This is a genomic window from Gillisella vitis (genome assembly GCF_021559775.1).
GTDB classification, from domain to species: Bacteria; Pseudomonadota; Alphaproteobacteria; order Rhizobiales; family Rhizobiaceae; genus Allorhizobium; species Allorhizobium ampelinum.
This window is the reverse complement of the sequence record NZ_CP056049.1, coordinates 127,405-150,945: the sequence shown is the minus strand read 5'-3', so window position 1 is coordinate 150,945 and position 23,541 is coordinate 127,405. Positions and strand designations below refer to the sequence as shown.

The 23,541-nt window shown below is 53.8% G+C and carries 20 protein-coding genes and 1 pseudogene; 4 read left to right on the top strand and 17 right to left on the bottom strand.

The features are described from left to right. Window positions 1–51 precede the first annotated feature (51 nt). A complete protein-coding gene (locus AVCG78_RS22760; RefSeq protein ID WP_071206072.1) occupies window positions 52–627 on the bottom strand; it encodes a UbiX family flavin prenyltransferase in 576 nt (191 codons plus the stop codon). Further along, a complete protein-coding gene (locus tag AVCG78_RS22755; RefSeq protein WP_234891522.1) occupies window positions 624–1,967 on the bottom strand; it encodes a UbiD family decarboxylase in 1,344 nt (447 codons plus the stop codon). Before AVCG78_RS22755 ends, AVCG78_RS22760 begins: the two co-directional genes overlap by 4 nt. Before the next feature lie 339 nt (window positions 1,968–2,306). Here AVCG78_RS22755 and AVCG78_RS22750 point away from each other — a divergent pair, with 339 nt between their 5' ends. Beyond that, window positions 2,307–4,178: a LysR family transcriptional regulator gene (locus tag AVCG78_RS22750; protein ID WP_071206070.1), complete on the top strand. Its 1,872-nt coding sequence runs from the start codon at window positions 2,307–2,309 to the stop codon at window positions 4,176–4,178. A 5-nt stretch (window positions 4,179–4,183) separates the two neighbouring features. Here AVCG78_RS22750 and AVCG78_RS22745 read toward each other — a convergent pair whose 3' ends face one another. The 9 genes from AVCG78_RS22745 to AVCG78_RS22705 all read right to left on the bottom strand — a co-directional run bounded on the left by AVCG78_RS22745 (window position 4,184) and on the right by AVCG78_RS22705 (window position 14,261). Then, window positions 4,184–5,368: an amino acid aminotransferase gene (locus tag AVCG78_RS22745; protein WP_081355462.1), complete on the bottom strand. Its 1,185-nt coding sequence runs from the start codon at window positions 5,366–5,368 to the stop codon at window positions 4,184–4,186. Window positions 5,369–5,445: 77 nt separating this feature from the next. Further along, complete coding sequence (locus tag AVCG78_RS22740; protein ID WP_071206066.1) at window positions 5,446–6,438, bottom strand: ABC transporter ATP-binding protein; 993 nt, start codon at window positions 6,436–6,438, stop codon at window positions 5,446–5,448. Continuing rightward, window positions 6,435–7,460, bottom strand: coding sequence for an ABC transporter ATP-binding protein (locus AVCG78_RS22735; RefSeq protein ID WP_071206065.1), 1,026 nt, complete (start codon window positions 7,458–7,460; stop codon window positions 6,435–6,437). The genes AVCG78_RS22740 and AVCG78_RS22735 overlap by 4 nt, the downstream gene beginning before the upstream one ends. After that, entirely contained in the window at window positions 7,460–8,347 is an 888-nt protein-coding gene (locus AVCG78_RS22730; RefSeq protein ID WP_071206063.1) for an ABC transporter permease, read from the bottom strand. The genes AVCG78_RS22735 and AVCG78_RS22730 overlap by 1 nt, the downstream gene beginning before the upstream one ends. A gap of 7 nt (window positions 8,348–8,354) precedes the next feature. Next, on the bottom strand, window positions 8,355–9,308 hold the full coding sequence (locus tag AVCG78_RS22725) for an ABC transporter permease (protein WP_081355463.1): 954 nt from the start codon (window positions 9,306–9,308) through the stop codon (window positions 8,355–8,357). Continuing rightward, a complete protein-coding gene (locus tag AVCG78_RS22720) occupies window positions 9,305–10,876 on the bottom strand; it encodes an ABC transporter substrate-binding protein (protein ID WP_234665171.1) in 1,572 nt (523 codons plus the stop codon). Before AVCG78_RS22720 ends, AVCG78_RS22725 begins: the two co-directional genes overlap by 4 nt. 220 nt (window positions 10,877–11,096) lie before the next feature. Continuing rightward, complete coding sequence (locus AVCG78_RS22715) at window positions 11,097–12,032, bottom strand: isocitrate lyase/PEP mutase family protein (RefSeq protein WP_071206059.1); 936 nt, start codon at window positions 12,030–12,032, stop codon at window positions 11,097–11,099. A gap of 981 nt (window positions 12,033–13,013) precedes the next feature. Then, window positions 13,014–13,367, bottom strand: coding sequence for a hypothetical protein (locus AVCG78_RS22710; protein WP_071206056.1), 354 nt, complete (start codon window positions 13,365–13,367; stop codon window positions 13,014–13,016). Window positions 13,368–13,451: 84 nt separating this feature from the next. Continuing rightward, window positions 13,452–14,261, bottom strand: coding sequence for a hypothetical protein (locus AVCG78_RS22705; RefSeq protein WP_234665174.1), 810 nt, complete (start codon window positions 14,259–14,261; stop codon window positions 13,452–13,454). A gap of 285 nt (window positions 14,262–14,546) precedes the next feature. Here AVCG78_RS22705 and purE point away from each other — a divergent pair, with 285 nt between their 5' ends. Both purE and AVCG78_RS22695 read left to right on the top strand, forming a co-directional pair. Continuing rightward, window positions 14,547–14,978, top strand: coding sequence for a 5-(carboxyamino)imidazole ribonucleotide mutase (gene purE, locus AVCG78_RS22700; protein ID WP_234665170.1), 432 nt, complete (start codon window positions 14,547–14,549; stop codon window positions 14,976–14,978). A 431-nt stretch (window positions 14,979–15,409) separates the two neighbouring features. Then, entirely contained in the window at window positions 15,410–16,324 is a 915-nt protein-coding gene (locus AVCG78_RS22695) for a phytanoyl-CoA dioxygenase family protein (protein WP_071206052.1), read from the top strand. Window positions 16,325–16,382: 58 nt separating this feature from the next. On the opposite strand, the gene AVCG78_RS22690 is transcribed toward AVCG78_RS22695, so the two are convergent. The 5 genes and pseudogenes from AVCG78_RS22690 to AVCG78_RS22665 all read right to left on the bottom strand — a co-directional run. After that, on the bottom strand, window positions 16,383–17,306 hold the full coding sequence (locus AVCG78_RS22690) for a sulfotransferase domain-containing protein (RefSeq protein ID WP_071206049.1): 924 nt from the start codon (window positions 17,304–17,306) through the stop codon (window positions 16,383–16,385). 21 nt (window positions 17,307–17,327) lie between these two features. Beyond that, the gene (locus AVCG78_RS22685; RefSeq protein WP_071206048.1) at window positions 17,328–18,023 is read right to left on the bottom strand and encodes a sulfotransferase family protein; all 696 of its coding nucleotides are present in this window, start codon (window positions 18,021–18,023) and stop codon (window positions 17,328–17,330) included. A 40-nt stretch (window positions 18,024–18,063) separates the two neighbouring features. Next, entirely contained in the window at window positions 18,064–18,813 is a 750-nt protein-coding gene (locus AVCG78_RS22680) for a class I SAM-dependent DNA methyltransferase (RefSeq protein ID WP_071206046.1), read from the bottom strand. Then, on the bottom strand, window positions 18,810–20,180 hold the full coding sequence (locus AVCG78_RS22675; RefSeq protein WP_071206044.1) for a cytochrome P450: 1,371 nt from the start codon (window positions 20,178–20,180) through the stop codon (window positions 18,810–18,812). Before AVCG78_RS22675 ends, AVCG78_RS22680 begins: the two co-directional genes overlap by 4 nt. A 585-nt stretch (window positions 20,181–20,765) precedes the next feature. Further along, window positions 20,766–21,251: pseudogene (locus AVCG78_RS22665) on the bottom strand (IS6 family transposase); the annotation flags it as partial. A 187-nt stretch (window positions 21,252–21,438) separates the two neighbouring features. Between AVCG78_RS22665 and AVCG78_RS22660 the strand changes: the two are divergent. Continuing rightward, window positions 21,439–21,888 carry a hypothetical protein gene (locus AVCG78_RS22660; protein ID WP_139191526.1) on the top strand — a complete coding sequence of 150 codons (450 nt, stop codon included), beginning with the start codon at window positions 21,439–21,441 and terminating at the stop codon, window positions 21,886–21,888. Here AVCG78_RS22660 and tnpC read toward each other — a convergent pair. After that, complete coding sequence (gene tnpC, locus AVCG78_RS22655; protein WP_071585080.1) at window positions 21,885–23,474, bottom strand: IS66 family transposase; 1,590 nt, start codon at window positions 23,472–23,474, stop codon at window positions 21,885–21,887. The two genes, AVCG78_RS22660 and tnpC, sit on opposite strands and share 4 nt — an antisense overlap. Window positions 23,475–23,541: the final 67 nt, after the last annotated feature.

Genomic DNA, 23,541 nt, shown 5'->3' with positions numbered 1-23,541 from the left:
GAACGGCGAATAACATCTGCCCCGCGATTGCTGGGCCAACGTATCAATGGGTCAAGCATCACCCTCCTGCTTCCAGCGACGGACGGACGGGTGATCAATGTCAAACAGATCAAGCGCCCGGCCAACGGTCTGGCTCACCAGATCGGCCAATGTTTTGGGCTGTGTGTAGAATCCCGGCACCGGCGGCATGATAATCGCACCGTTGCGTGTCGCTTGATCCATCAGCGCGATATGCCCGGCATGCAAGGGCGTTTCGCGCACCATCAACACAACGCGCCGCCGCTCCTTGAGGCAGACATCTGCGGCACGGGTAATGAGATCATCATTATAGCAATTGGCAATGCTGCTCAGGGTCTTAATTGAGCACGGTGCCACCAACATGCCATGCGCCCGAAACGAGCCTGAAGCAATAGATGCCCCGATATCCTTGTGGCTGTGAACGACATCAGCCAGTTGACGAATCTGGTCAGCGCTCTCCACTGCTTCTTCTTCAATCGCCGTGCGCAGTCCTGCGGGAGAAATAATGAGATGGCTCTCAATACCATCAATGTCGCACAGCATTTCCAGAGCGCGAACCCCATAACAGGCACCGGACGCCCCGGTTATCGCGATGATCAGGCGTTTCAAACCGCGCCCTCCGGTTTGATCGCCGCGATGACGCGGCGCATGCGCTCGTAAGACGCCTCGGGCGGTAGCGCCTTGTCATAACCTTCCTTGCGGTCTCCGGCTTTGCAGGTGGCATCATAGCCAATCTTGGCCACCATGCCTGCCTCTTCCTGCGGCTCGGAGCGATCAGCGGGCATGCCCGGAATGATCAGAATATCCCGGTCTACCCGCATACGGGTGGATTTTGCCAGTTCAACGGCGTTGATGTCCCACGGGTCAACATCGGTATCCACAATCGTCACGGATTTTACAATGGAAACCGCACCCCAGCAGATGGCCATGGCGCGGCGGGCTTGGCCGGGCCGTGGCTTGTCGATCTGCACCACAACATCGGTGCGGCCACAGCCAGACGCCGTCACCGCCACTTCACCGACATTCATAATCACACGGGCAAGCTGGGCCTTCAGGCTCACGGCGATGGGAACGGCAGCAATATAGATGTGCTCGGCATGATAACCGGGCAAGATCACCTGAAACATCGCATCCTTGCGGGCTGACATGCTCTCAAACGTCGCCAGTACGCCGCTGCCATAATCCTCATACATGCCGTGATATTCCGAGACCAACCCTTCGACAATCGGCGTATTGGCATGGATATGCCCTTCAATCACAATCTCTGCATCAGAGGGCACCAGAATATCACTGTTGTAGCAACGGGCCATGCGCACCGGCTCACCCAGCAGCGCACCGGCGCAATGCATCTCGTCATCACCGAGGCCCAAATAGAGGCAGGCAGCCAACTGAATGGCCGGATGAGCACCCAGAACAACGGCAAACGGCAGGGCTTCACCCTTGTCGGCAGCCTTTCGGGCCATGATGGCCAGATGGTGGTTCGGGGCAATGCCAATCAGCGCCTCTGTCGGGCTCAGGATTTTCAGGCGTGCGTAAGAGGCATTGCCAAGGCCAGTTTCCGGATCACGGGCAATCATCATGCCCGCGCTGATATAGGGGCCGGTTTCCTTGTCGAAAAACGTCGGAACAGGCAGGCGCGCCAGCACACCCTCTTCAAAACGCTGCTGCTGAACAGGAGCATTTTCCACAACGACCGGCGCAACCGGCTTTTGCACCGACGCCAGTAAGGTGGACTGGATCGATGCGCGTGGAACATCCAGCGCCAGCGCTATACGATCAAGGCTTGAAAGAAGGTTGCCGAACACCGGAAAGGCTGATCCCTTGACCTTGTTGATGCGAACCGCATGTGTTTCGTGTGTCAAAGACAGCAAGGCCGAAAGATCATAAACGGGATCGATTTCTTCATCGACAATGAGCAACTCGCCCTGCTTTTGCAACGCAGCCATCATGGTTCGGCATGATTGGTCTTTCAAACCTTCATGCAGTTTGTTTTCTGGCTGGTTGGTGTCTGGACGAGCATTGTGTGCCACGGGAACCCACTTTCGAAGAACAGTGAAATGCCCTTGAACTATGGGATTCGGTGCATGCGTTGTATACCCGCGCCCGTCCCAACTGGCCCATCGGAAAAATAGAACTGCACGTATTGCGATAGATGCATCAATGCGCGCCAAGCAGGCTTGGCATAAAATCCCGAATAGGTTGAAATGGTTTGAGATTTGCATAGCACCCTCTCGGAAATCGTTGATGCCTCCCTTGAGAGCCGGGCACCTTAACCCTATGCTCGGCGCATGGACCATTACGGCATTGAGCTCAAGCCTCTCGCGAAATTCGTTCTGGCATGCCAGAATCCCAGCATTTCCAACTCGTCTCGCGAGCTGGGAATAGCGCCGTCTGTTTTAAGCGCTGCTCTGCACGGCTTGGAAGACCGCCTGCATATGAAGCTTTTTGAGCGCAAAGGGCGCTATCTTGGTCTGTTGCCATCCGCCTTTTGGCTTTATCGAAATGCGGCAGCACTTTTACATCTGGAGGAATTTTCAAGACGCAGTCTGGCTATTTCTGCAAACCGGATGGAAAAGCTGTCCGTTCGGATCGATCTGAATTTTTCCATCGGCAGAATGGCCAAGGCGGTGAGCTGCGCCATTCAGCAAATGGGCTTACAGCATCCCGAGACCTTTATATCCTGCCAGTTTCTCGACACAGCCAGTGCGGCAAGCGGTGGCTTCGTTACGGAGCCAATGGATCATATCCCGGCCGAACGTTGCGCAACGATTGAGATCGGCTGCCATAGCGAGCAGTCTTTCCGAGAAGATCCTGTGACTGAATTGCTGTATCGCGACCCGTGGATTGCCGTCAGCGCCACCGATCCGGTCACAGACATTAAAACCGATACGGATATTCTGGCTGTTGTCAGGATGAGCGCGCACCAAATGCAGATCGTTGCCCATTATGCGGATCAGCATGGTTTGTCCGCGCGGCTGAAATTTGTAGATGCAGGGCCAGCAGAACTCGGGCGTCTTCTCTCGGATTTTCCGCATATGCGGTTTTTGTTACCCTTCAGCATGGTGGCCAATCGGCTGGGGATCAGCCGCATTTATCGTGAAACGCTGGCACCACCTCTGGTGTCCATGGTGCGCGTCGGCACGAGTGGCGCGCTGAAAGCAAAAGCACAACATTTTATAGCGCTTTTGCGCGAAAACATCGAAGGTGAAGAGCAGAACGTTGTGTTTGACCCACATCTGACGGCGCGACAGATGCACTATTTCAATCTTGTCCACCGCTGCGGCGGTATTTCATCGGCAGCGCGCGTGGCCAATCTCGCCCAGTCATCCGTGTCGGCGCAGCTTCATTCCATGGAAGCGGCTCTGGGAACGCCTCTCTTTGAGCGCAGCAAGGAGGGTGCCACGCCAACCGATGCGGGCATTAATCTTTGGCCCCTGATGGCAGAGTTGGAGAAGCGGCAGGATCGGCTGTCGCGGCAATCCGGCGATATTGCGGCCCATACCCAGCACCGCGTCTCGATTGGCATGTTGCCCAGCTCCGGCCACGATAGCGCCTTGACCGAAAAGATTGCTGAGGCGCTGACAACGATCAGCATTCAGCATCCCTCGCTGAAAATGGAAATAACGGAAGCCTCAAACACGGTCCTTCATGACAAAGTTCGTTCTGGTGAGCTGAATCTTGCTATTGTCGGGGTGGTCCAGCCTCAGTTTCCACGCGTGCTGCTTGGCCCCAGCGAGCCATTGTCGGTGGTTGCCAATCCGCGGTTCAATTTTGGCGGACGCAGCGAGATCAATCTGGCCGAAGTCTGCGAACTGCCGCTTGTGCTGGGTGCGCGCCATCTCAGCATTCACCAGAGTTTTGCTGCAGCCACCCACGCGCGTAATCTGGAGCCGCATTCGAAGATTGAAGTCGGCTCTCTTGCACTGGCCATCGCCATGGTTCGCCGCGCCAGTCTTTGCACAATCTTGCCGGCCTCTTCTGTGCAAAAAGACCTGGAGACCGGGCGTCTTGTGGCTATAAAGATCAATCAGGAAGAAATTTCCGGGACACTCTCCATCATTTTTTCCGCTGATCGGGAGCTGTCCGGCGCTGAGCGCGCCGTGATGAAAACGCTGGTCGATCTGTTTGGCAAGAAATTGCATGAAGGCCTTGCGCGATAAGCGTTTCAGCGTGTCACGCTCACCACTGCTTCCACAAAACTGTTGATCTGCTCATGGCGCAGCCCCGCAATGTTGATACGACTGTCCTCAACCATGTAAATTGCAAACTCGTTGCGCAATCGCTCGACCTGTTGCGGTGTCACGCCCAGCTGAGAAAACATACCCTTGTTGGCGGTGAGGAAATCATAGCGGTTGCTCTGGGTTCTAAGTTGGAACGCCTTGGCAAGCGCTTGACGCAGGCCGATGATGTTATTGCGCATGTCCTCCAGTTCTGCTCGCCAGTCTGCCGATAGATCCGCATCCTGAAGGATGGTGCTGACAATGCGGGAGCCATGATCCGGGGGCATAGAATAGGCAATACGGGCCCTGACCACCATCTGTGCGGCAGCAATTTCGGCCTGTTTCTGTGTCTGGCCCAGTACAAAGGCCACGCCTGTACGATCACGGTAGATGCCGAAATTCTTGGAGCATGAAGAGGCAACCAGCATTTCAGGAACCAAGGTGGCGAGGTACCGCACGCCAAATGCATCTTCATCAAGGCCATCACCGAAACCCTGATAGGCAATGTCGATAAACGGCACGATGCCCTTTTCAGCCAACAGTGCGCCAAGTTCACGCCATTGCGCCTGATTGAGATCCGTGCCGGTGGGGTTATGACAGCAACCATGCAGCAAGATCACGTCACCCGCTTTTGCCGAGCAAACCGCCTGCTTCAACGCCTCGAAATCAACTTCGCCCGTGGTGGGATCAAGATAGGGCCAGCGGTTCACCGCCAAACCATTATCCTCGATGATCGATAGATGATTGACCCATGTTGGATCGGGCACCAGCAGGGTTGCGTTTGGCGCTGCCTTGGCAATCAGACCGCAGATGACCGTCAGCGCGCCAGCCCCGCCCGGCGTCTGTATGGCACGGATGCGCTCAACTGGTGCGTGATCTGCAAAGACCAGTTTTGTCATGAGATCGCAATAGGTCGCATCACCCGCAGGACCAATATAAGCCTTTGTGGTCTGGTCCCGCAAAATCCGCGCTTCAGCTTTTTTGACAGCCCGCAGCACAGGGGTTATGCCCGATGCATCACGATAGACGCCAACACCGAGATCAAGCTTGTGGCTGCGGCTATCCTGCCTAAAGATCGGCATCAAGGCGAGGATCTTGTCTGGTGGCGGCATTGTGAGCGTATCAAGCACGATATCTGTCCTCTGCTGTGCACATGATGGCACCGTGTGCCGTGTCTGAGACCGTTTATGTTGATTGTGCAATCCTGTTAGACATGATGGCAAGCTGCGGTGTGGTTTTGTCCTACGCTGCGTAACTCGGGCACGATTTCCTTACACTCGGCTGTTGCCTGCGCACAGCGTGGATGAAACGGACAGCCGGATGGCTTGTTCATCGGGCTTGGCACTTCACCGCGAAGCACGATCCGTTCCCGCTTTTGCTCGGCATAGTAATCGGTAATCGGAATGGCCGATAACAGCGCCTTGGTATAGGGATGGCGGGCATCCGAATAGAGCTGTTCGGCATTTGTCACCTCCACCAGGCGCCCAAGATACATCACCCCGATATGGTGGCTGATATGCCTGACCACCGCCAGATCATGGGCGACAAACAGGTAGGTTATGCCAAGCTCTTTCTGAATGGATTTGAAAAGATTGATAATCTGCGCCTGAATGGACACATCAAGCGCCGAAACTGGCTCGTCGCACACAATCAATTCCGGCTTGCAGGCCAGCGCGCGGGCGATGCCCAGACGCTGTCTTTGGCCGCCACTCATTTCATGCGGGTAGCGCCGCCCCATGGCGTTTCCAAGCTCAACGATGTCCAACAGGTCGTGGACCCTTGCGCGCATTTCTCCTGTCGTAAGGCCCTCGCCACCGGATTGAATGGCTTCGTCAAGAATGGATGCTGCGGATTGCCGTGGATCGAGTGAGCCATAGGGGTCTTGAAAAATAAGTTGCAATTCACGGCGATAGGGGCGGAATTCGCGCTCGCTCAACCGCGCGAGATCCTGTCCTTTATACAGGATCTTGCCTTCGACCGGATTGTTGATGCCCAGCACGCTTTTGCCCGTTGTGGTCTTGCCGCAGCCACTTTCGCCGACAAGGCCAAAGGTTTCCCCTTTGTGGATGCTGAACGACACATCATCCACCGCCTTGATGTCGCCAATTTTTTCACGGGTAAAGCCTTGGCGGATTGGAAAATATTTCCGGAGGTTTTCCACCACGAGCAGCGGATCATCCGACATCACTTGCTCTTTCATGTCCGCACTCCGGCAATCAGTCTGTCTGCATCCATTTCAGCAAGGTGGCAAGCCGCAGTATGGCCTTGCGCCCCGACTGTTCGCAGGGGCGGAAAAGAACTATCAGCGCATCGGCTTTGCGCGGCCGGACATCTGGGCAAAAACGCACATTGATCCGGCAGGCCGTTCAAGCGCGGTGGAGCGCCCTGAATGGGAACAAGATCATCATTCTTGTTGCCTTCCAGTTTTGGCATCGAGTTGAGAAGCCCTTGGGTATAGGGATGTTTCGGCGCGGTGAGCAATTGCTCGGTTGTGCCGGATTCAACAACCTTTCCGGCATACATCACATAAACCCGCTTGGCATAGCGCGATACCAGCCCGAGATTATGGGTGATGATGATCAGAGATTTTCCGTGGCTATCGACCAGATCCAGCAACAGTTCCATGACCTGCGCTTGCGTGGTCACGTCCAGCGCCGTTGTCGGCTCGTCCGCAATCAAAACCTTGGAGTTGCACGCGACGGCGGTGGCGATCATCACGCGTTGCCGCATGCCGCCGCTCATCTCAAAAGGATAGTTTTTCATGCGTGCCACGGGATCGGGAATGCCCACGGCTTCAAGTGCCTTGATTCCCCGTTGCCAGGCCTGCTTCTTGCTCACACGGGCATGCACCATGATCACTTCTGAAAGCTGCTGGCCAACGGTGAGCACAGGGTTCAGGGAGGTCATGGGTTCCTGGAAAATCATCGCAATTCCCGCCCCACGCACGGCGCGCATTTCCTTGGACGTGGGTTTGTATTGCAACAGGGACTGCCCATCGAAAATGACTTCTCCACTCAATATTTTGCCGGGGGGAGATTGAACAAGCTGGATCACAGAAAGCTGGGTGATGGACTTTCCACAGCCGCTTTCTCCAACAATGGCAATCACTTCCCCCTGATCAAGATGATAGGAAACATCATTGACAGCTTTCACTTCACCGTCCTCGGTGAAGAAGGATGTTCTGAGGTTATTGACCTCTAGCAAGTGAGGGGTCTGGGTCATCACAATTTCCCCTTTAAGCGAGGATCAAGCGCATCGCGCAGGCTGTCACCCACCACATTGAAGGCAATGATCACCAGGATAATGCAAAGCGCAGGGCTGACCACCAGCCACGGGGCACCCATGAGATAAGGATAAACATCCGACACCATGCTGCCCCACGATGCCGTTGGCGGCCCTATGCCGACGCCAAGGTAGCTGAGGGTCGATTCCGTCAGTACGCCATTGCCCAGATTGATGGTAAACAGCACAATCAGGGTCGGAAAACTATTGGGCAACAGATGCCTCAAAAGAATGGAATGCGGCTTTTGACCAATCAGGCGCGCGGCCAGAATATAGTCATGCTCGCGCAACGATAAGACCAACCCGTTGACCATGCGGATGTAGGTGGGGATGAATCCGATGCCAATGGCAAGCACAACGCTCAAAACTCCACTGCCCAGAATGGCCACAAGAATGAGGGAAAAAACCAGATTGGGCACACTGAGCAGCACATCGGTACAGCCCATGATAAAACGGCTGGGTTTGCCACCCACATAGCCCGCGTATAGGCCAAAACCAATGCCCGCAATGGCGGCCAGAATGCCTGCCATGACGCTGACGGCCATGGAAATACGCCCGCCATAGATGATGCGGCTCAACACATCACGGCCGAGGCTGTCTTGCCCAAGCCAATGGGCTACAGATGGCGTTTGCAGCGCTGCCACCAGATCCTGCGCATTGGGGTCATAGGGTGCGACAAGGTCGGCAAACAGGGCCAAAAGCCCAAACAGGACAAGAATTGCAAAGCAGGCCTGAACGATTAAACCACGTGCGAAAAGACGGCCCGCCAGCATTCTGCCAGCGCTGCGTTGGATAGGCTCATTTACGGTTGCGCTTGTTTTCGTCATATCGGCATCACCATGACATTCTCTTTATGCGCGGATCGATCAGGGCGTAGGTCAGGTCCACCATCAGGTTGGATGCAATCGTTGCCATGGAAATCACCAGCACCGCCGCCTGCACAACCAGATAATCCCGGTTTAAAACGCCATTGAGCACCAGTTGCCCAACGCCGGGGATGTTGAAGATGGACTCGATAATCACCGCGCCCGCGATAATTTGCGGCATCTGCAACCCGATGATGGTCACAACCGGGATCAGACCGTTTTTCAGCGCGTGGCGGAAAATAACCCGCGTCTCGGACAGGCCGTTGGCGCGCGCCGTTCGGATATAATCCTGCGTCATCACTTCAAGCAGGTTGGAGCGTGTGTAGCGGGCCAGAACCGCGAAGATATAGATGCTGTTGATAAAGACAGGCCATATCGCTTTGTGCGCATAGGCCGCCAAATCCACCCACGGCGGTGTGTAGCCCTGAAGAGGAATGAGCCTCAGCTTGAAGGCGAGAATGAAAACGCCAAAAATCGCCACCAGAAACCTCGGCGTTCCCAGAAAAGCGTTCACAATCAGAGTGAAGCTCTGATCGATCCACGTACCTCTGGTGATTGCGCTCAAAATGCCGATCGGCAGGCCCAGAATGATCCCCAAAATGATCGAGGGAATGCCAATCGTCAGTGTATTGGGCAGCCTTTGGCTGATCATGAGCGAGACATTCTGCTCGTTCAGCACCGACTTGCCGAAATCCCACCGCAGCAAGATGCCCGTGATCCAATGAACATACTGCACAATCAAGGGATCGTTGAGCCCCATGCGGTTGCGATAGGCATCAATAGCATCAGCGGATGCGGAATCGCCGAGCGCAATCAGCGCAGGATCGCCCGGTAATCCGCGCATCAGCAAAAAGACCAGCGCGGATACCAGCAGCATCAGGAAGCCAGCAACAGCCAGCCGTTTCAGGAGATAGGTGATCACGTGTCGAGATACGCGGTGGAGAGAGAGGCGACGGAGAAGAATGTCGCGCCGATACCTGATGCCTTGACGCGCTTGCTGAGAACGTAAATCGTCGAATATTGTGCAATCGGCACGTAGAGTGCGTAGGTGTCGATCATCATCTTGTTGGCTTCACCAACCGCTTTGACCGATTCCGCATCCGAGGTGGATGATACGGCCCGTACAAGCGCATCACTGACATCATCGGGGCGCAACATGGTGGTCAGGCCAAGAACACCGCCGGTGAGTCCTTTTGGAAACATGCTCGACATTTGCATGGCCACATCCACATAGACGCTGGATGTGTGGTACCACATGCCGCTTCCCCAACCGGTTTCAGCCTTGTTGGAAGCAGCCCCCGTCAGCAACTCGATTTTGGCTTGTATGCCGACTTTGGCCAGATCAGCCTGCATGATTTGCAGGACGATCTTGTTGGTATCGCTGGCGGCCGCCTGAATTTTTGTCGAGAAGCCTTGAGGAAACCCCGCTTTCGCAAGCAGTTCCTTCGCCTTGGCAACATTGTAATCGTAACCGACGATGTCCTTGTTGACGAAATGGCTGCCAATACCAAACTGGCTGGCAATATCGGCATAGCCCAGAAATGCCGCCTCTATGATCGATTTTCTGTTGATGGCATGGCTGATGGCTTGGCGCACCAGCAAATTGCCCATCGGATCATCATTGCTGGTGTTGAGGGAGTTGAACACCAACAGCGACGCATGGTCTTGCAATGGCTCAATCGGGGCATCAAAGCCGTTGGCGGCGAGCGTTTTGACACCATTCAGGCCCAGTCCAATCATCACGTCGATTTCATCCGACATCAGGGCCGCCTGCCCCACCAGCGAGTCATTGTAGATCGTATACTGAACGGCCTCGAGAAGAACCTTGCCGCCCCAATAGTGTTCATTGCGCACGAATGATTTGCTGACATCCCGCACCCATTCCTTCAATACGAAGGGGCCGGTTCCAACCGGGTGCTGCTGGCAATAGTCATCGCCGTATTTTTCATAATGCTGTTGTGAGAACATATAGCCGCACTCACGCGACAGCGCGGCGGGAATGAACGAACTCCATTTTGAGAGCACCAACCGTACGGTATATTCGTCGACGACATCGACCGACGTGATGGAGCCAAGCAAGGCGACGCGCTTTGCTCCAACTTTCAGGTAGTGATCGAGATTCCATTTCACCACGGCCGCATTCAGCACAGATCCATCGGAAAATGTCACGCCACGCCGGATATGGATGGTATAGGTGAGCGCTTTGGCATCACTTTCCACCGATTCCGCAAGCCAGGGATCAATCGTTCCATTGGCATTGGGTTTGAAAAGCGATTCATAAATGGGCCAGGAATAGACATAGTCGTAGGGGCCGCCGGTCATGGCGAAGCACAGCATGTTGTAATTCAGCTCATTGCTGGTGCCGATTTTTAATGTGCCCCCCTCGACACTTTTCGCCATTGCTTGGTTTGCAAAATCGCCCAACAGGCCGAATGCGGCCAGCGATGCGCCTGCTTTGATAAAGTTTCTGCGTTTGATAGCCGTTTTCATGACGATCTCGTTCCCCATTTTTTTGATTGCGATTGCGGCATTTTGGCTTTTTATCGAACGGTAAAAATGCTCCTTCTTGCCACCTTCAATGGATGGCTTCTCACCTGTTTGCAGGCATTCAGGCATGCGCAAGCGGCCTTCAATCCCGCTCCATTGAAGGGAACACCCCTGTAACGGTGCTGAAGGAGGTCTTTACTCAGCCGAAGGCACTGTCATGTTGTCAGAACTTGTCAGTAGGACCTGTGAAGTGTTTTTCAAGGCGCACGGCCAAAGCCTCGTCAGGGTTTGACACGTATTGGCGTTCCCTATCGACCCACTCGCCACCCCTAAAAAACGCACTCATCGGCGAATAATGAAACTTGTAACCCGTGTGATCATGCGCCGTTGCGATATACTCGTTGGTACCGCTCTCAAATACGTGTCGACCAGCGTCCAGAATAGCCAGCATAGCGGCGCGAAAGGCATAATGGACGCCGGCAAATTTATAGCCGTACTCCCGCAGGCTAGCGATATCCTCGGCCTTTTCCTTTTCCATGTTTGGATACCAGAAGGGGGCTTTGACGTGTTCGGCCACTTTCTTGGCCGCAGCAATCTTGCTGCCGTATTTTTGCGAGCGATTAAGCTCCAGCGGGCAGATGATGTCCGCGCCCACTTCGAGGTAACGATTGCAGCGCTCTACAAATTCGTCAAAGTCGGTATCAACGCTGTGGTCGCAGCGGGCGAGAAGCAAGCAATCCGTACCCGCAAGCCCGTCCTTGGCGGCGCGGAACCGGTAGACGGCCTCTTCAATCGGCAACAATCCCGGCCTGCCATTGGCGGCAAGGTCCGTGATCAAAATCGCCTGCGCACCCGCCTTGGCCAGCCGCCGACATCCTTGAAATGTCTGCAACGGACGCCCAAACCCCTCGTCAGCATCAATGAACAGGGGCATGTCCGTCATATTGGTAATGCGTTCCGCCATGCCAGCATATTCGTCAACCGTCAGAAGCTTGAGGTCGGGAATGCCGGTGTAAGCACAGGAGAAGTCACTGCTGGATATCATCACCATTTTAAAGCCGTTTATTTCGGCGGCTTTGGTTGACATGCAGTCAAATATTTCAGGGACATAGTACAAATTTTCATCAGACAAATATTCTGACAATTTTTTGGAGGACATGGACAATCTCCCGGTAAGATTTTACCCGCATGTAATGCTCGACGGTGGGGTAAAATTCATCATTCATTCGGCAGGATGATTGTGGAGACTGATATTGTATAGTCGGAAAAATCATAAATGGGGCATAGGTTTTTTAGAAGAGTGGATGCCTCGAATGACCGAATTTTTGAGTAACACCGAAACGATTTGAAGCCGACCACTAATAGGCCCTTTAATCGTAGAGATTTTGGCGTGTCCACCCGCTTGCGGGGCAGCTTCGTCCGGTAAGTTTATAATATAGCGGAGCAATTGAATATGAATCTTGATGGAAGACACCAATGCTGACGAAAAGTTTCCGTAAACTGGGATAGTCTAAAGGTCTACTAAGGCTGCCCATTTGCGTAATCCCATGAAATCTACAACGGTTTCCCGTACATTGTCAGTGGGAGGGTCCCGTCGTTGAATAGTTCGACGCAATGAAAGTGGTCGTTCTCATCGCGGAACATTATGGAGCGATCCGATGCTACCAGAGAGCGTTGCATCTCCCTCGCTGGCCAGTTGCACCAATCCGGTCAGGGGAAAATAGGAAGAGAGTTCTAGCGGGTTGGATTTCGAGTGAGTGAACGCATAGCGATTTCCATCCGGGAAATATACCAGCCACCATCGGTTATTGGGCGGTGAGCTATTTGAGGTAAGCGTATAGCTCACCCAACTAAGCGAGTGTCCTAGAACGTTCTCTAGGCGATAACTGTCTAGCCCCACGAAGACAGATCCTGGAGCAAACTCTGCTTCAAAGTGGTCTCCGACAAAATGCCGAGCGTTTGAAACATCCACCATTAAAATACGTCTCAGCTGAGAATCGCAAAGAGGGGTGTGGGAGACAGGGCTTTGCGACCATTTTTGGAGATCGTTTCAAAAAGGGTCGCGACTTCCACAACTGTCGCTCCTGCGTTTTTGAGAAGGCTCAGCGCACCCAGAGACGTACCGCCTGCGACCGTGTCATCAATGATGAACAACCCTGGAGCCTGGCTCAACGACATCATTTTCCAATGTAAGCTTGCGCTCGGCGTAAACCATTCCGACGGAGGCCTCCGACGCATCATAGACTGTATCGCTGGCCTTGCGGATTGGATGAAACGGAACGTTCAATACGTAGGCAAGCGTTGCGCCAAGACCGAAACCACCCCCACCGATCCCTGCGACGGCATCGATCTTGCTTGCTTCATATCGTTTGTGAAGGCATTCGATCACCGCGTTCCTCACGTTTGGATTTTTGTCAAAAATTCGATAAAAATCGAGGTATCTGATGCCTTGATGCGGGAAGTCATCGAATATAAACTTGTGCTTATCGAGCATAATCTGCTGCTATCTGCTTCTTTTCTTCAATTTTCCCTCGGCGTCCCTAGAGGGATTTGCCATATATTTAGACATCTAATCTTTTTATATGGACAATATTTCACTTTTGTATTTCATGATCACAGCATTGATCGCTGAGAATATTTGCACATTTGCCGTGTCTTGCCCCAACGTGGAATCGATTGTTATGAATTCGTTATCCGCACTCGTGCTCGCAACCGATTGAATCGCGCGACGATAGAAACGGGGATCAAGGATTTTCCCTTCGTCTTTTGGACGAGCTCGTATCCTATCGAGAACGACATTCTCTGGCGCTGTGGTATGAAAACCGATAGCAGGTTTCGGCAAACGCGAGGCGACATTGACCATCGTGGCCAAATCTTCAGCATTTGCGCCGAGTGCTGCGGCCTCGGCGATAGGCGTTATAGCGTAGCGGTCGCAGATCAACCAAACACCGTCCTGAAGCAGTCGGAAATAATGCGACCGAAATCTCTGCAGCCGATCGGCAAGGCACACCAGTCCTAAGGCAGGCTGATCAAGGGTTCCATCAAAAGCGGTTGAGGTATCGTCCGCATATGATCTGAAATAAGGCAACTGCCGGCAAAATGGGGAAAGCAGGTCGAGCTTTTCGACCGCGATACCGTTGTTTTCGAGATAGTCGTGCGCAGACTGCAAGCTCGTTGACTTGCCACTGCCATCAATCCCTTCAAACACGATCAGCCTGCCGCGAAATTGCAATTCGCTGAATGGTATTTTCAGATTTTGAGCTGGCGCATAGTCTTCATCAAGGATGCTGACGGAGAGTTGCCACGGATACCGCCGCTGTTGATGGTGTCGCTGCTTGAGCAGAAAACTATCTGAGGCCAGCTGAAGATTATATTTTGTCAAAATCACCTTCAAATATCGAAATTTATCCTACATTTTTATTTTTTGCGATATCCGAATAGAAGGAAATATCTCCAAAGAGTTTGCCGCTCGCTCACTACCTGAAGTAGATTCTTCTATCTTGTGTCAAGATTTTATTTTTCTAAAGCAATAAAAGGGCGACTTGTGGTGGGGCTTGATAGAGGGAAATCCGACTCGTAGTGAAGGCAGGTGGAATAGGAGCCGATTTATATGACAGACGTGCCTAAACCGATCGTATCCGTTATTATCGGCAGCCGCTCGGATTGACCCACAATGAACCATGCTACCGACGTTCTTGACAGTTTCAGCATTCCCTATGAGACAAGAATTGTATCTGCCCATCGCACACCGCAGCGGCTGTTTTCATTTGCCGCTGATGCACAAGAACGAGGGATAAAAGTCATCATCGCGGGCACAGCCTATGCGGCGCATTTGCCCGGAATGAAAGCTTCCCTAACCGATCTTCCTGTAATTGGGGTACCGATAGAATCCCGATCGCTGAAAGGGTTGGACTCATTGCTATCCATTGTTCAGATGCCCAAGGGAATACCGGTCGGGACTTGCGCAATTGGTGAAGCAGGAGCCACGAATGCCGGAATTTTCGCGGCTAAAACCTTGGCGTTGGCGGATGTCGATCTGGCCCGGAGATTAAATTTGGCGCGTCTTGCTTTGGCAGAAGCTGTACCCGAGGCGGTCGAAGATTAGACAACCTAAAACATGCCAGATTGGAAGGCGTTGCGTATGGGGGAAAAGGCCGCCGAACCTTGATGCGCTCGTTTCGACAAGCAGCGCGAATGGTGGCATCCGCCAAGGGGAGCAGCAACCTCATGTCTGGGATGTATTATTTCACAAATTTGGAAATTGAATCTCAATTCGGCGGTTTTCCACGGCGCGCAAATCACTTGAACATCGCTGACCAGGCGACTAAGCTATTTGGGTTTCGTCGAAAATCATGATTGCTCACAATGAAATACAATATTGAATTTTATGCAACCATATCAATCACAATGGTTGGCATCAATTAGTCATCTTACCCGCCGATTTTCCTCGGTCGTTTAGTCGTAAATCCATTCTGTTTCATATTAAGCTTGCTCAGTCAGGCTGAAGCCGTGTCCTGCATTCCCGGGAGAAGTGCAATGAATTTCACATCTGGCAGTCTGCCCGTCGCAACGCGCGACGTTTCTCAAGCGAAAGCAGACCTTGATCAGTTCGGCTATGCGATCCTGGCCGATTTGGTGACGGGTTCTGGGCTGGAAGCTCTTCGCCAGCGACTGGTCGAACAGGCGGATGCGGAATGCGCCGCCGGAGTAGCACTTTTGCATGATGTGGATGACAAGCCATTATCGCAGGAAGTGGCACGAACAATCGATCAACATCTGGTGCCCAGACAGATCCTGATGATGCTGTACAACAAGGGGAAGGTGTTTCGCGAAATCGCTCATAACCCCAGCCTTCTCACTTGCGTGCGGCACATGTTTGGGGGGCGGGAATTCAACCTGTCCGGGCTTGCGGCGCAGATTACCAACCATGGCAGACCCGCACAGAAATTGCACACCGATCAGGACCAGTTGCCGCTCGATCCGTCGAAGGCTTACGTCGCCAACATCTTGGTGATGGTCAGCGATTTTACAGAAGCAAACGGTGCCACGCGGGTGATTCCGGGCTCGCACCTTTGGCCGCGCCCGCCCTGGTCGCGCAGCCCCAATACCGCCCCGGATTACCCCTTCCGCACCATGGGCATTCCAGCCCCGCCGATGACTACAATTGCGGTAGAAGGTCCGGCAGGCAGCGCCCTTATTCTCGACGGTCGCGTATGGCACGGCGCGGGAGCCCATGCCGCACCCGGGGTTACCCGATATGCTGTGGCGTCGTCCTATGTACTGCCCTTTATCAGGCAATACGAGAATTTTCCGGCGAATATCCTGCCCGAAATATTCGAGGCCTTGTCCAGCGATGAGCGACATCTGCTAGGGTATGCGGGATACAAGGGATCGCTGGGCTATGTCGAGCCAAAGGCTTCCCGGATCGGTGAGAGCACACCAGCAGGCTAAAGCGCGTCCACCAAACGCTTCTGGTGGTTTTGAATGCGTAATTTGAAAAAACAAGATCTTAGCTCGCTTTTCCTAGACCCGCATATCCAGACATCATCCATTTGGCGCAATCGACGCCAAGTTCTGCCATGGCATGCTGTTCGAACTTTGCATTAGCCTCCGGCGTCAGTGTATCGATCCATCGCCCGTTTTGCCCCTTGTTAAAAAACAACTTGCCATCGTCTTTCCACAGGCCTGCTCCATGCGGAACATAGCGACGGGCATGGTCCCTCATATGTCCGAGGCTACAGTTGTGCAAAATGCGCGGTAGCCGATCAAGCGACAATGGGACCTCTAAAAAGGCAGCGATCCGAAGGATTTGTTCGGCCATATCCGTGATCAGGTCGGCATAATGGACAAACAGGACATTCGGAAGAATCCGCGCCAACCACCATGATCGTAGATTTTCCCAGAACGGCCAGAACGGAAAACCATCTTTATCAAGCCAGGCATCGAAAAACTCCGTGATGGATGACTGCGGCGGTGTCGCCACGCGCAGCCGTCCAGAAGGCCCCGCTTCCTTGTCTAGCAGCAGTTGCGCATCTTGGCGGGCCGCATTTTGGTGATCGAAAAGGCTCCAGACGATATCTCGGCCGTCCCGCCCGACGTAAATATATTTCGCCTTCTCCGAAAAGATCAGCGCATCCATGGGCAAATGTGTTTTGAGAAACCGGCGATGGCTTTGCGCCTCGATCAGGTCCAGTTTAACCTTTTTGTCGGGATAGACTGAATCGATCCAAGGCGAAATAGTCGCCACGTCCACCTCGTCATCCTGATCAAAAATGAGTTGCGCAATAATCTGTTGAACCAGCGTCGTTCCTGCTTTGGCATAGCTTGCGACAACGATATCTCCATCACGGTATTTTATGTCGTTCCAGATGCTGGCATCAAAATAGCGGTTGGCAAACTCCCGCTTCTTCAAAAGGTGATCGTTCGCATCCATGCCGTCCTCCGAAACCACGTCTTAACGAAATGTCGTTTGATGTAAGCCGTCCAGGTAATCGCGCGTATTGTCTTCAAGCTCTTCTGGCTTTTGTTCAGGCATCGACCGCCTCCTGAACGGGTTCCAACGGGATTTCTTAGGCCGCGCATGGAGCCAGGGATAAGCCACATCGGGGCATGCAACGCCCAGAAACGCGCAAAGCGGCTCCCATCCGTCACCTGCCTCCAACACAAGCAAGCGATCAGCGGGAACGTCATCGATAACGGACTGATTCCACCGACGGAAATAGTTGGTCATGAACGTCCGGTCGCTGATATTGTCGCCGAAATCCCTGCGCAAAAAGTCGCTGAGGGCAAGGCCATCATCGCCCAACAACATCCCTTTTCGTTTGGCTGGAAAGATTGTTTCACTGACGGATTCGAACCAGCCATCCGGGTCTCGCCTGGTCAGAATGACTTTCGCTTGCGGGTAATGCTCCATCAATTCGCGCCAGAACAGACAACTTGGGTAATCGACAGTGGCGCGATATCCTTCGAAGATACGGTCCCAATCGGCCGTTCCACCAATAGCGTCGTTCCAAAGTGGCAGCGAGGTCCGAACCGTCGCGGCGATTTCCATGGCGTGATAGCAGGGCGCTATCCCCAAATGCTCGAGAGCGAGCTTAAGGGATAAAGTCCCTGTGCGACCTAATCCGGCACCAATAACACAAAGGCTCATAACATTTCCCTCATTCTATCAATGGTGCCATCTTTGCCAGTCAGGATCTGCGGTATTCTGAAATCGCTGTTCGGCTGGCGGAACCGAACGATTCACGCTGCCAATTGCTCCAGCGAGCATGAAGAAAGAGGCCAGCAGACCGCGCGAGCAAATCCAGTTCATTCGGCCAGACGCACCGGATCTTGTGTCGGAAGACCTTGGGATGTTGACCGATGACCATGATGCGCTGCTCAAGCACTTGAGAGATCGGATCGCCCTTCACCCCCATGAGCATGACGGATGCCATCCCGTCCTCGTCCGATGGCAGGTCCCCCATGCGGTTGAGCCGGAAGTCGCTGCTGAAAATCGCCTCGTTTGGAATGATCGTTTGGACAACCAGCGAACCGCCCTCTGCAAGATGCTTTTCTGCATTGGCGAAGAAGCGCAGCTGTTCCTCTTGGGTGAGGAGATAGTCGAACGACGCCACACAATAAATGAGACCGAATTCTCCCTCGATGGGCACATCCGCCATGTCGCCGAGAACCAGGGAAAGTTTTTCCGCTCCCGGCTTTCGCTTTAGCCGTTCGAGCATCGCTTCGGAAAGGTCAACGCCGGAGACATCAAGGCCGCGTTGAGACAGTGGCAAGGCTATGCGTCCTGTCCCAACGCCAAGTTCAAGCGCAGGGCGGCCATCGGCGATGTCCGCCAGAACATTCACGCAGGGAGCCATGACGCTTTCGGGCCAGGATTCCTGCCAGCTATCGTAAAATTCTGCATAGCTGTCATAGTTGTTAACCGAGCTTGCCGTCATATGAAGTTCCTATCTAGTCCGGCTTCCGGAGCGCGGGGTGTTAAAGTCAGAGTGACCCCCAAAGGGCGTAAGACGAGTGCTGGATAGGGTCGCACTTTGGTATGTGGCATCCGTTTCAAGGTGAAGCGCCTCAAAATACAGACCAATATGGCTGTCATGTGGATCATGCTGAAATGCTCGCCAATGCAGCGTCGGCTGCCCCCGCCAAAGGGGAAAAAGGCGCAGCGCGGTAAGCGCTTTTCCAGCGTGCCGTCCAGCCAACGGTCGGGCCGATAGTGCTCGGGTAAGTCGAAATAGCGGCCACTGCGGTGATTGACCCAAGGACTGATCATCAGGGCGCTCCCCTTTGGGAGAAGGAAGTCGCCGAGCACCGTATCCTCAAAGACAGTCCGTCCGGTCAGCCAGGCCGGTGGGAACAGTCGCAGGGCCTCCTTGAGCGCAGCCCTTGTTTCGGGCAATCCGTCAAGACTGATCGGGCCGTCGCCGTTCGTAGCTAACGCATCTATTTCTGCGGTCACACGATGCAGAACGTCCGGGTGCGCTGTCAACAAGTGCAAGGTCCAAGCAAGTCCGGCAGACATCGGCTCCAGCCCCGAGAGGATCATGGTGCAAAACTCGTCGCGCAGCCAGGTGTCATCCTCATCAGACCCCTCATCGAAGGATTGTTCGAACCCATCGTGCGATGCAACGCTCTTGTCTCTGCCCTCGCGCTGCTGTCGCGCACGAGCAAGGGCAGCGCCAGCCAGTTCCTTCGCGGCATCGCGGGCACTGGCAAGTCGCGCCTCCGTCCTGTCGAATGGACCGAGTGGAAAGCGTATGCCGTCGCGCGTCTTCGCTATGATCAAATCTGATAGGATCACGAACGCGGACTGCTCCTTCTCGCCAAGCGTGGTCTTGAGAAAAAATTGACAGCCGATGTCAAAACACAGCCGTTGCAGGGATTTTCTAATGTCGGAAGATGGAGGCTCGACCTGCCACTGATCGAGATGGCCCTGGGTAATTTCGATTGTTGCATCCACGCCCTTAGCAACGGCGTCGGGATTAAAGCCGGGTTGCAACACCTTTCGCTTGCGGCGCCAGTCTTCACCCGAGCTATTCATGATCGAAGAAGCAAAATTGACCATGCCCCTATCGTCATCAGGAAGGGACTTTCGAAAGACTTGATGCTTGTCATGAAGAACCAATTCAATCAGCTCAGGGGCAACTACAACATAGAAGCCGTCATCGATGCCGATCAAAGGGCTATCAATTTCACAGCAAGAGGACAGCAGTGACAGAGGATCTTTGCGGAACCTGAAGCTGTTATTGAAAAGGCATCGCTGCCGAATATTTGGAATTTTTTGTTGATAATTCTCAACTGAGATCATCTAAAATAGCAACCGCCAAAACTGGAAAGCCTATTTCACTAACATCAATTTAAACAAAGAATCGGTGTCCTCGGGAATTTAAAATTAAACCCCCGAGGACGAATAGGTAATCAGTATGTATAGATATAACGGGGCTTACGACGATTAAGCTTAGATGCGCCAATAAAGACGGCAAGAAATTTCTTCATATCTTACTCCTTTATTATTTGTCGACGCTAATGCAGCGCCGGTAAATAGCAATATATTATATTATAGGAGAAGTCAATTTAATTGCATTTATGCGCTTCACAACTTGATATTTTGCAATTTTATTTAAGCTAACTATAATTTAAATAATAATAAATAATTGAAATTCCATTTCCAACTATCCTTTGAATGGGCCGCTGGGAATGGGCTTTTCGCAAATTTTTCGGCTTAACGCGGTGTTGACCATCATCAGAGATGATTTGCGCTCCCGATGTTGTGGAGTGATGAGATGGTTCTGAATGCCATTGCCGAAAAGCTGAAGCGCCAATCGAAAGATGATTTCAAAGGGCACTGTAAACTTATCGTCTTGAACGCACCATCTTGGCGTGAGGAATTAGTTCAGGCAGCTTGAAGGCGCGCAATTTGGTGCCATGCTTGCATGGCTTCGGTTTGCAGTTCGCGACGATGGTTGGATGGAATATCGTGGCGGGGAATGCGAAAGAGGTTTGCGATCGGGTCATGGAGGGAAACGAAACGCTGAAGCTGTCGCTCTGACGTGAAGCGCTTCATGATCCTCTCCCTTCGTCGGACGGGCTGATGGGAGTTTTCCGGCCGATTGTTCAGTCCCTTATGAGAACGATGTTCAACGCCGGGCATGATCTCCCGCTTGCCCGCACTATAGGATCGTAGCTTGTGGGTGATCATCGCACGTGGCGCACGGCCTTGGGTTTTGAGGAGTTTGCGCATCAAACGTTTTGCCGCCTTGGCATTGCGGCGGCTTTGCACCAGCACGTCGAGAACAAAGCCGTCCTGATCAACGGCGCGCCAAAGCCAGCGTTTCTTTCCAACGATGGTGATGACAACCTCATTAAGATGCCATTTGTCCGTAACCGCTGTTCCGGACCCACATTGTCTTGCCTACAGGTCTCTGATCGAGCTTCTCCATGGGCGAGCGAATGAATTGAACGGCTTGCCACTCATATTAGGTAATCTTTTAGAGGGGTAACAAAGCCAGAGCCGTTGCTATCGCGAAGTGCTCCTATATCCTCTGGTCGGCGGCCAGAGAGTTAGATTGCAGATGTCCAGAAGAAACCAGTTCAAAGGGATTTGCCACGACATCCTCGGAACGTTTGTTAGCCGTTACAATGATCATGATGGCTATTGGTCTTTGGGCCAGTACGTTGCGCTCCTCGAACGTCTCGGCGAAAGCCAAGTTCAGCTCAAGCTGAGGGACGCGACTGAGATTCCTGACAGTCGCGTCATCGCTGCGTCAGAGAAGTATTATCGGGGCGCGGTTCTGCGAATGATGGAGGCAAATTCTATGCCGCAAGTGTGGCTTGCGAATGCAACCATCAAGGTTTCCATCGTTGCCCCAGCCAAGGTCGCTTGCGAAATTGAAATTGTTTCCGAGCTCGGCAGGACTTACCGGAGCCAACGCATCATAACTGTTCGGCCTCATGACCCCGTCATTGAACTGCGGAGAACAGATAGATTCGGCCCTTCAAACCAAAAAGGCCGCTAAATTTGGGCTGCTTTGTTCATCCAATTCCACGGCAATAGGTCGTCGATCTGGCTTTGCTTGTGGCCGTTCACGATGGCGGTGAGGATACTCGTCAAATACGCAAACGGCTCGACGGTATTGAGCTTGCAGGTCTCGATGAGCGAGGCGATGGTTGCCCAATTCTCGGCTCCGGCGTCGTGCCCGGCGAAGAGAGCATTCTTCCTGTTCAAGGCGATTGGCCGGATGGTCCGCTCGACACTGTTATTGTCGATCTCGATGCGGCCATCGGTCAGGAAGAGCTTCAACCCATCCCAGTATTTGGCGATGTAGGCCATTGCCTCGCCGAGTTGGGACTTCGTTGCGACGCGGGCGCGGTGATGGACAAGCCAGGTATCCAAGTCGGCGAGGAGCGGCGCTGACCGTTCTAACCGACCTGCAAGGCGAGCCTGCGGATCAAGGCCGCGCAGTTCAGCCTCGATCCGATACAGTTCGCCGATCCGCTTGACACCGTCCTCAGCAATTGGTGCTGAGCCGTTGCGGGTGATCTCCACCAGCTTGCGGCGGGCATGCGCCCAGCAATAGGCGAGCCGAATGTCCGGGCCAACGCGGTCTGGCGCGATCAACCTGTTGTATCCGGCATATCCATCCACCTGCAGGATGCCTGAGAAACCCTGCAGTATCCGTTCGGCATGAACGCCACCGCGACCAGGCGCATAGGTGAAAGCGACACCTGGCGGAGCGCCGCCGCTCCATGGTCGATCATCCCGCGCCAGCGCCCAGAAGTACCCGGTCTTGGTCTTACGCGAGCCGGGATCGAGAACCGGGGCACGAGTCTCGTCCATGAACAGCTTGGTCGAGCGCTTCAGGTTGGCGATCAACGCATCGAAGACGGGCCGCAGTTCATAGGCTGCCCGACCGACCCAATCGGCCAGCGTTGATCGGTCGAGATCGATGCCCTGGCGGCTCATGATCTGGGCCTGACGGTAAAGCGGAAGGTGGTCTGCATATTTGGAGACCAGCACATGGGCGATGGTGGCTTCCGTCGGCAGTCCTGCCTGGATCAACCGTACCGGTGCCGGAGCTTGAACGACTCTATCTGTGCAGGCACGGCACGCATATTTGGGGCGACGGGTGACGATTACGCGGAACTGTGCCGGGATCACGTCCAGCCGCTCGGAGACATCCTCGCCAATGCAATGCAGGCAACCGCCGCAGGCGCAGATCAGGCTTTCCGGCTCGATCACCTCTTCGACACGCGGAAGATGCTTTGGAAGGGAGCCGCGATTGATCGCGCGGGGCTTGGCAATCCGGTTTCCAGCAGGAACGTCCGCCTCATCCTCGGCATGGATGGCAGCCATGGCCGTTTCCAGGTCTTCCAGCGCCAGGTCGAATTGGTTAGGATCGGTCTTCTCGGATTTGCGTCCGAAGGCGGCCTGCTTGAACGCTGCAACCAGCTTCTCAAGCCGTTCGATCCGCTCATCCTTGCGGGCGATATGCTCGTCCTTGCTGGCTATCGCGACATCCTTGGCCGCCTCGCGTGCCTGCGCCGCGATCAGCATCGCCTTTAGGGCGGCAACATCATCGGGAAGGTCGGCGGCATCAAACATGGCAGGAAGCTACCAAATCCGGAGCCGATTTGCCTCCGAAATTTGCCGTGCTGAGTCATCGTGCCGC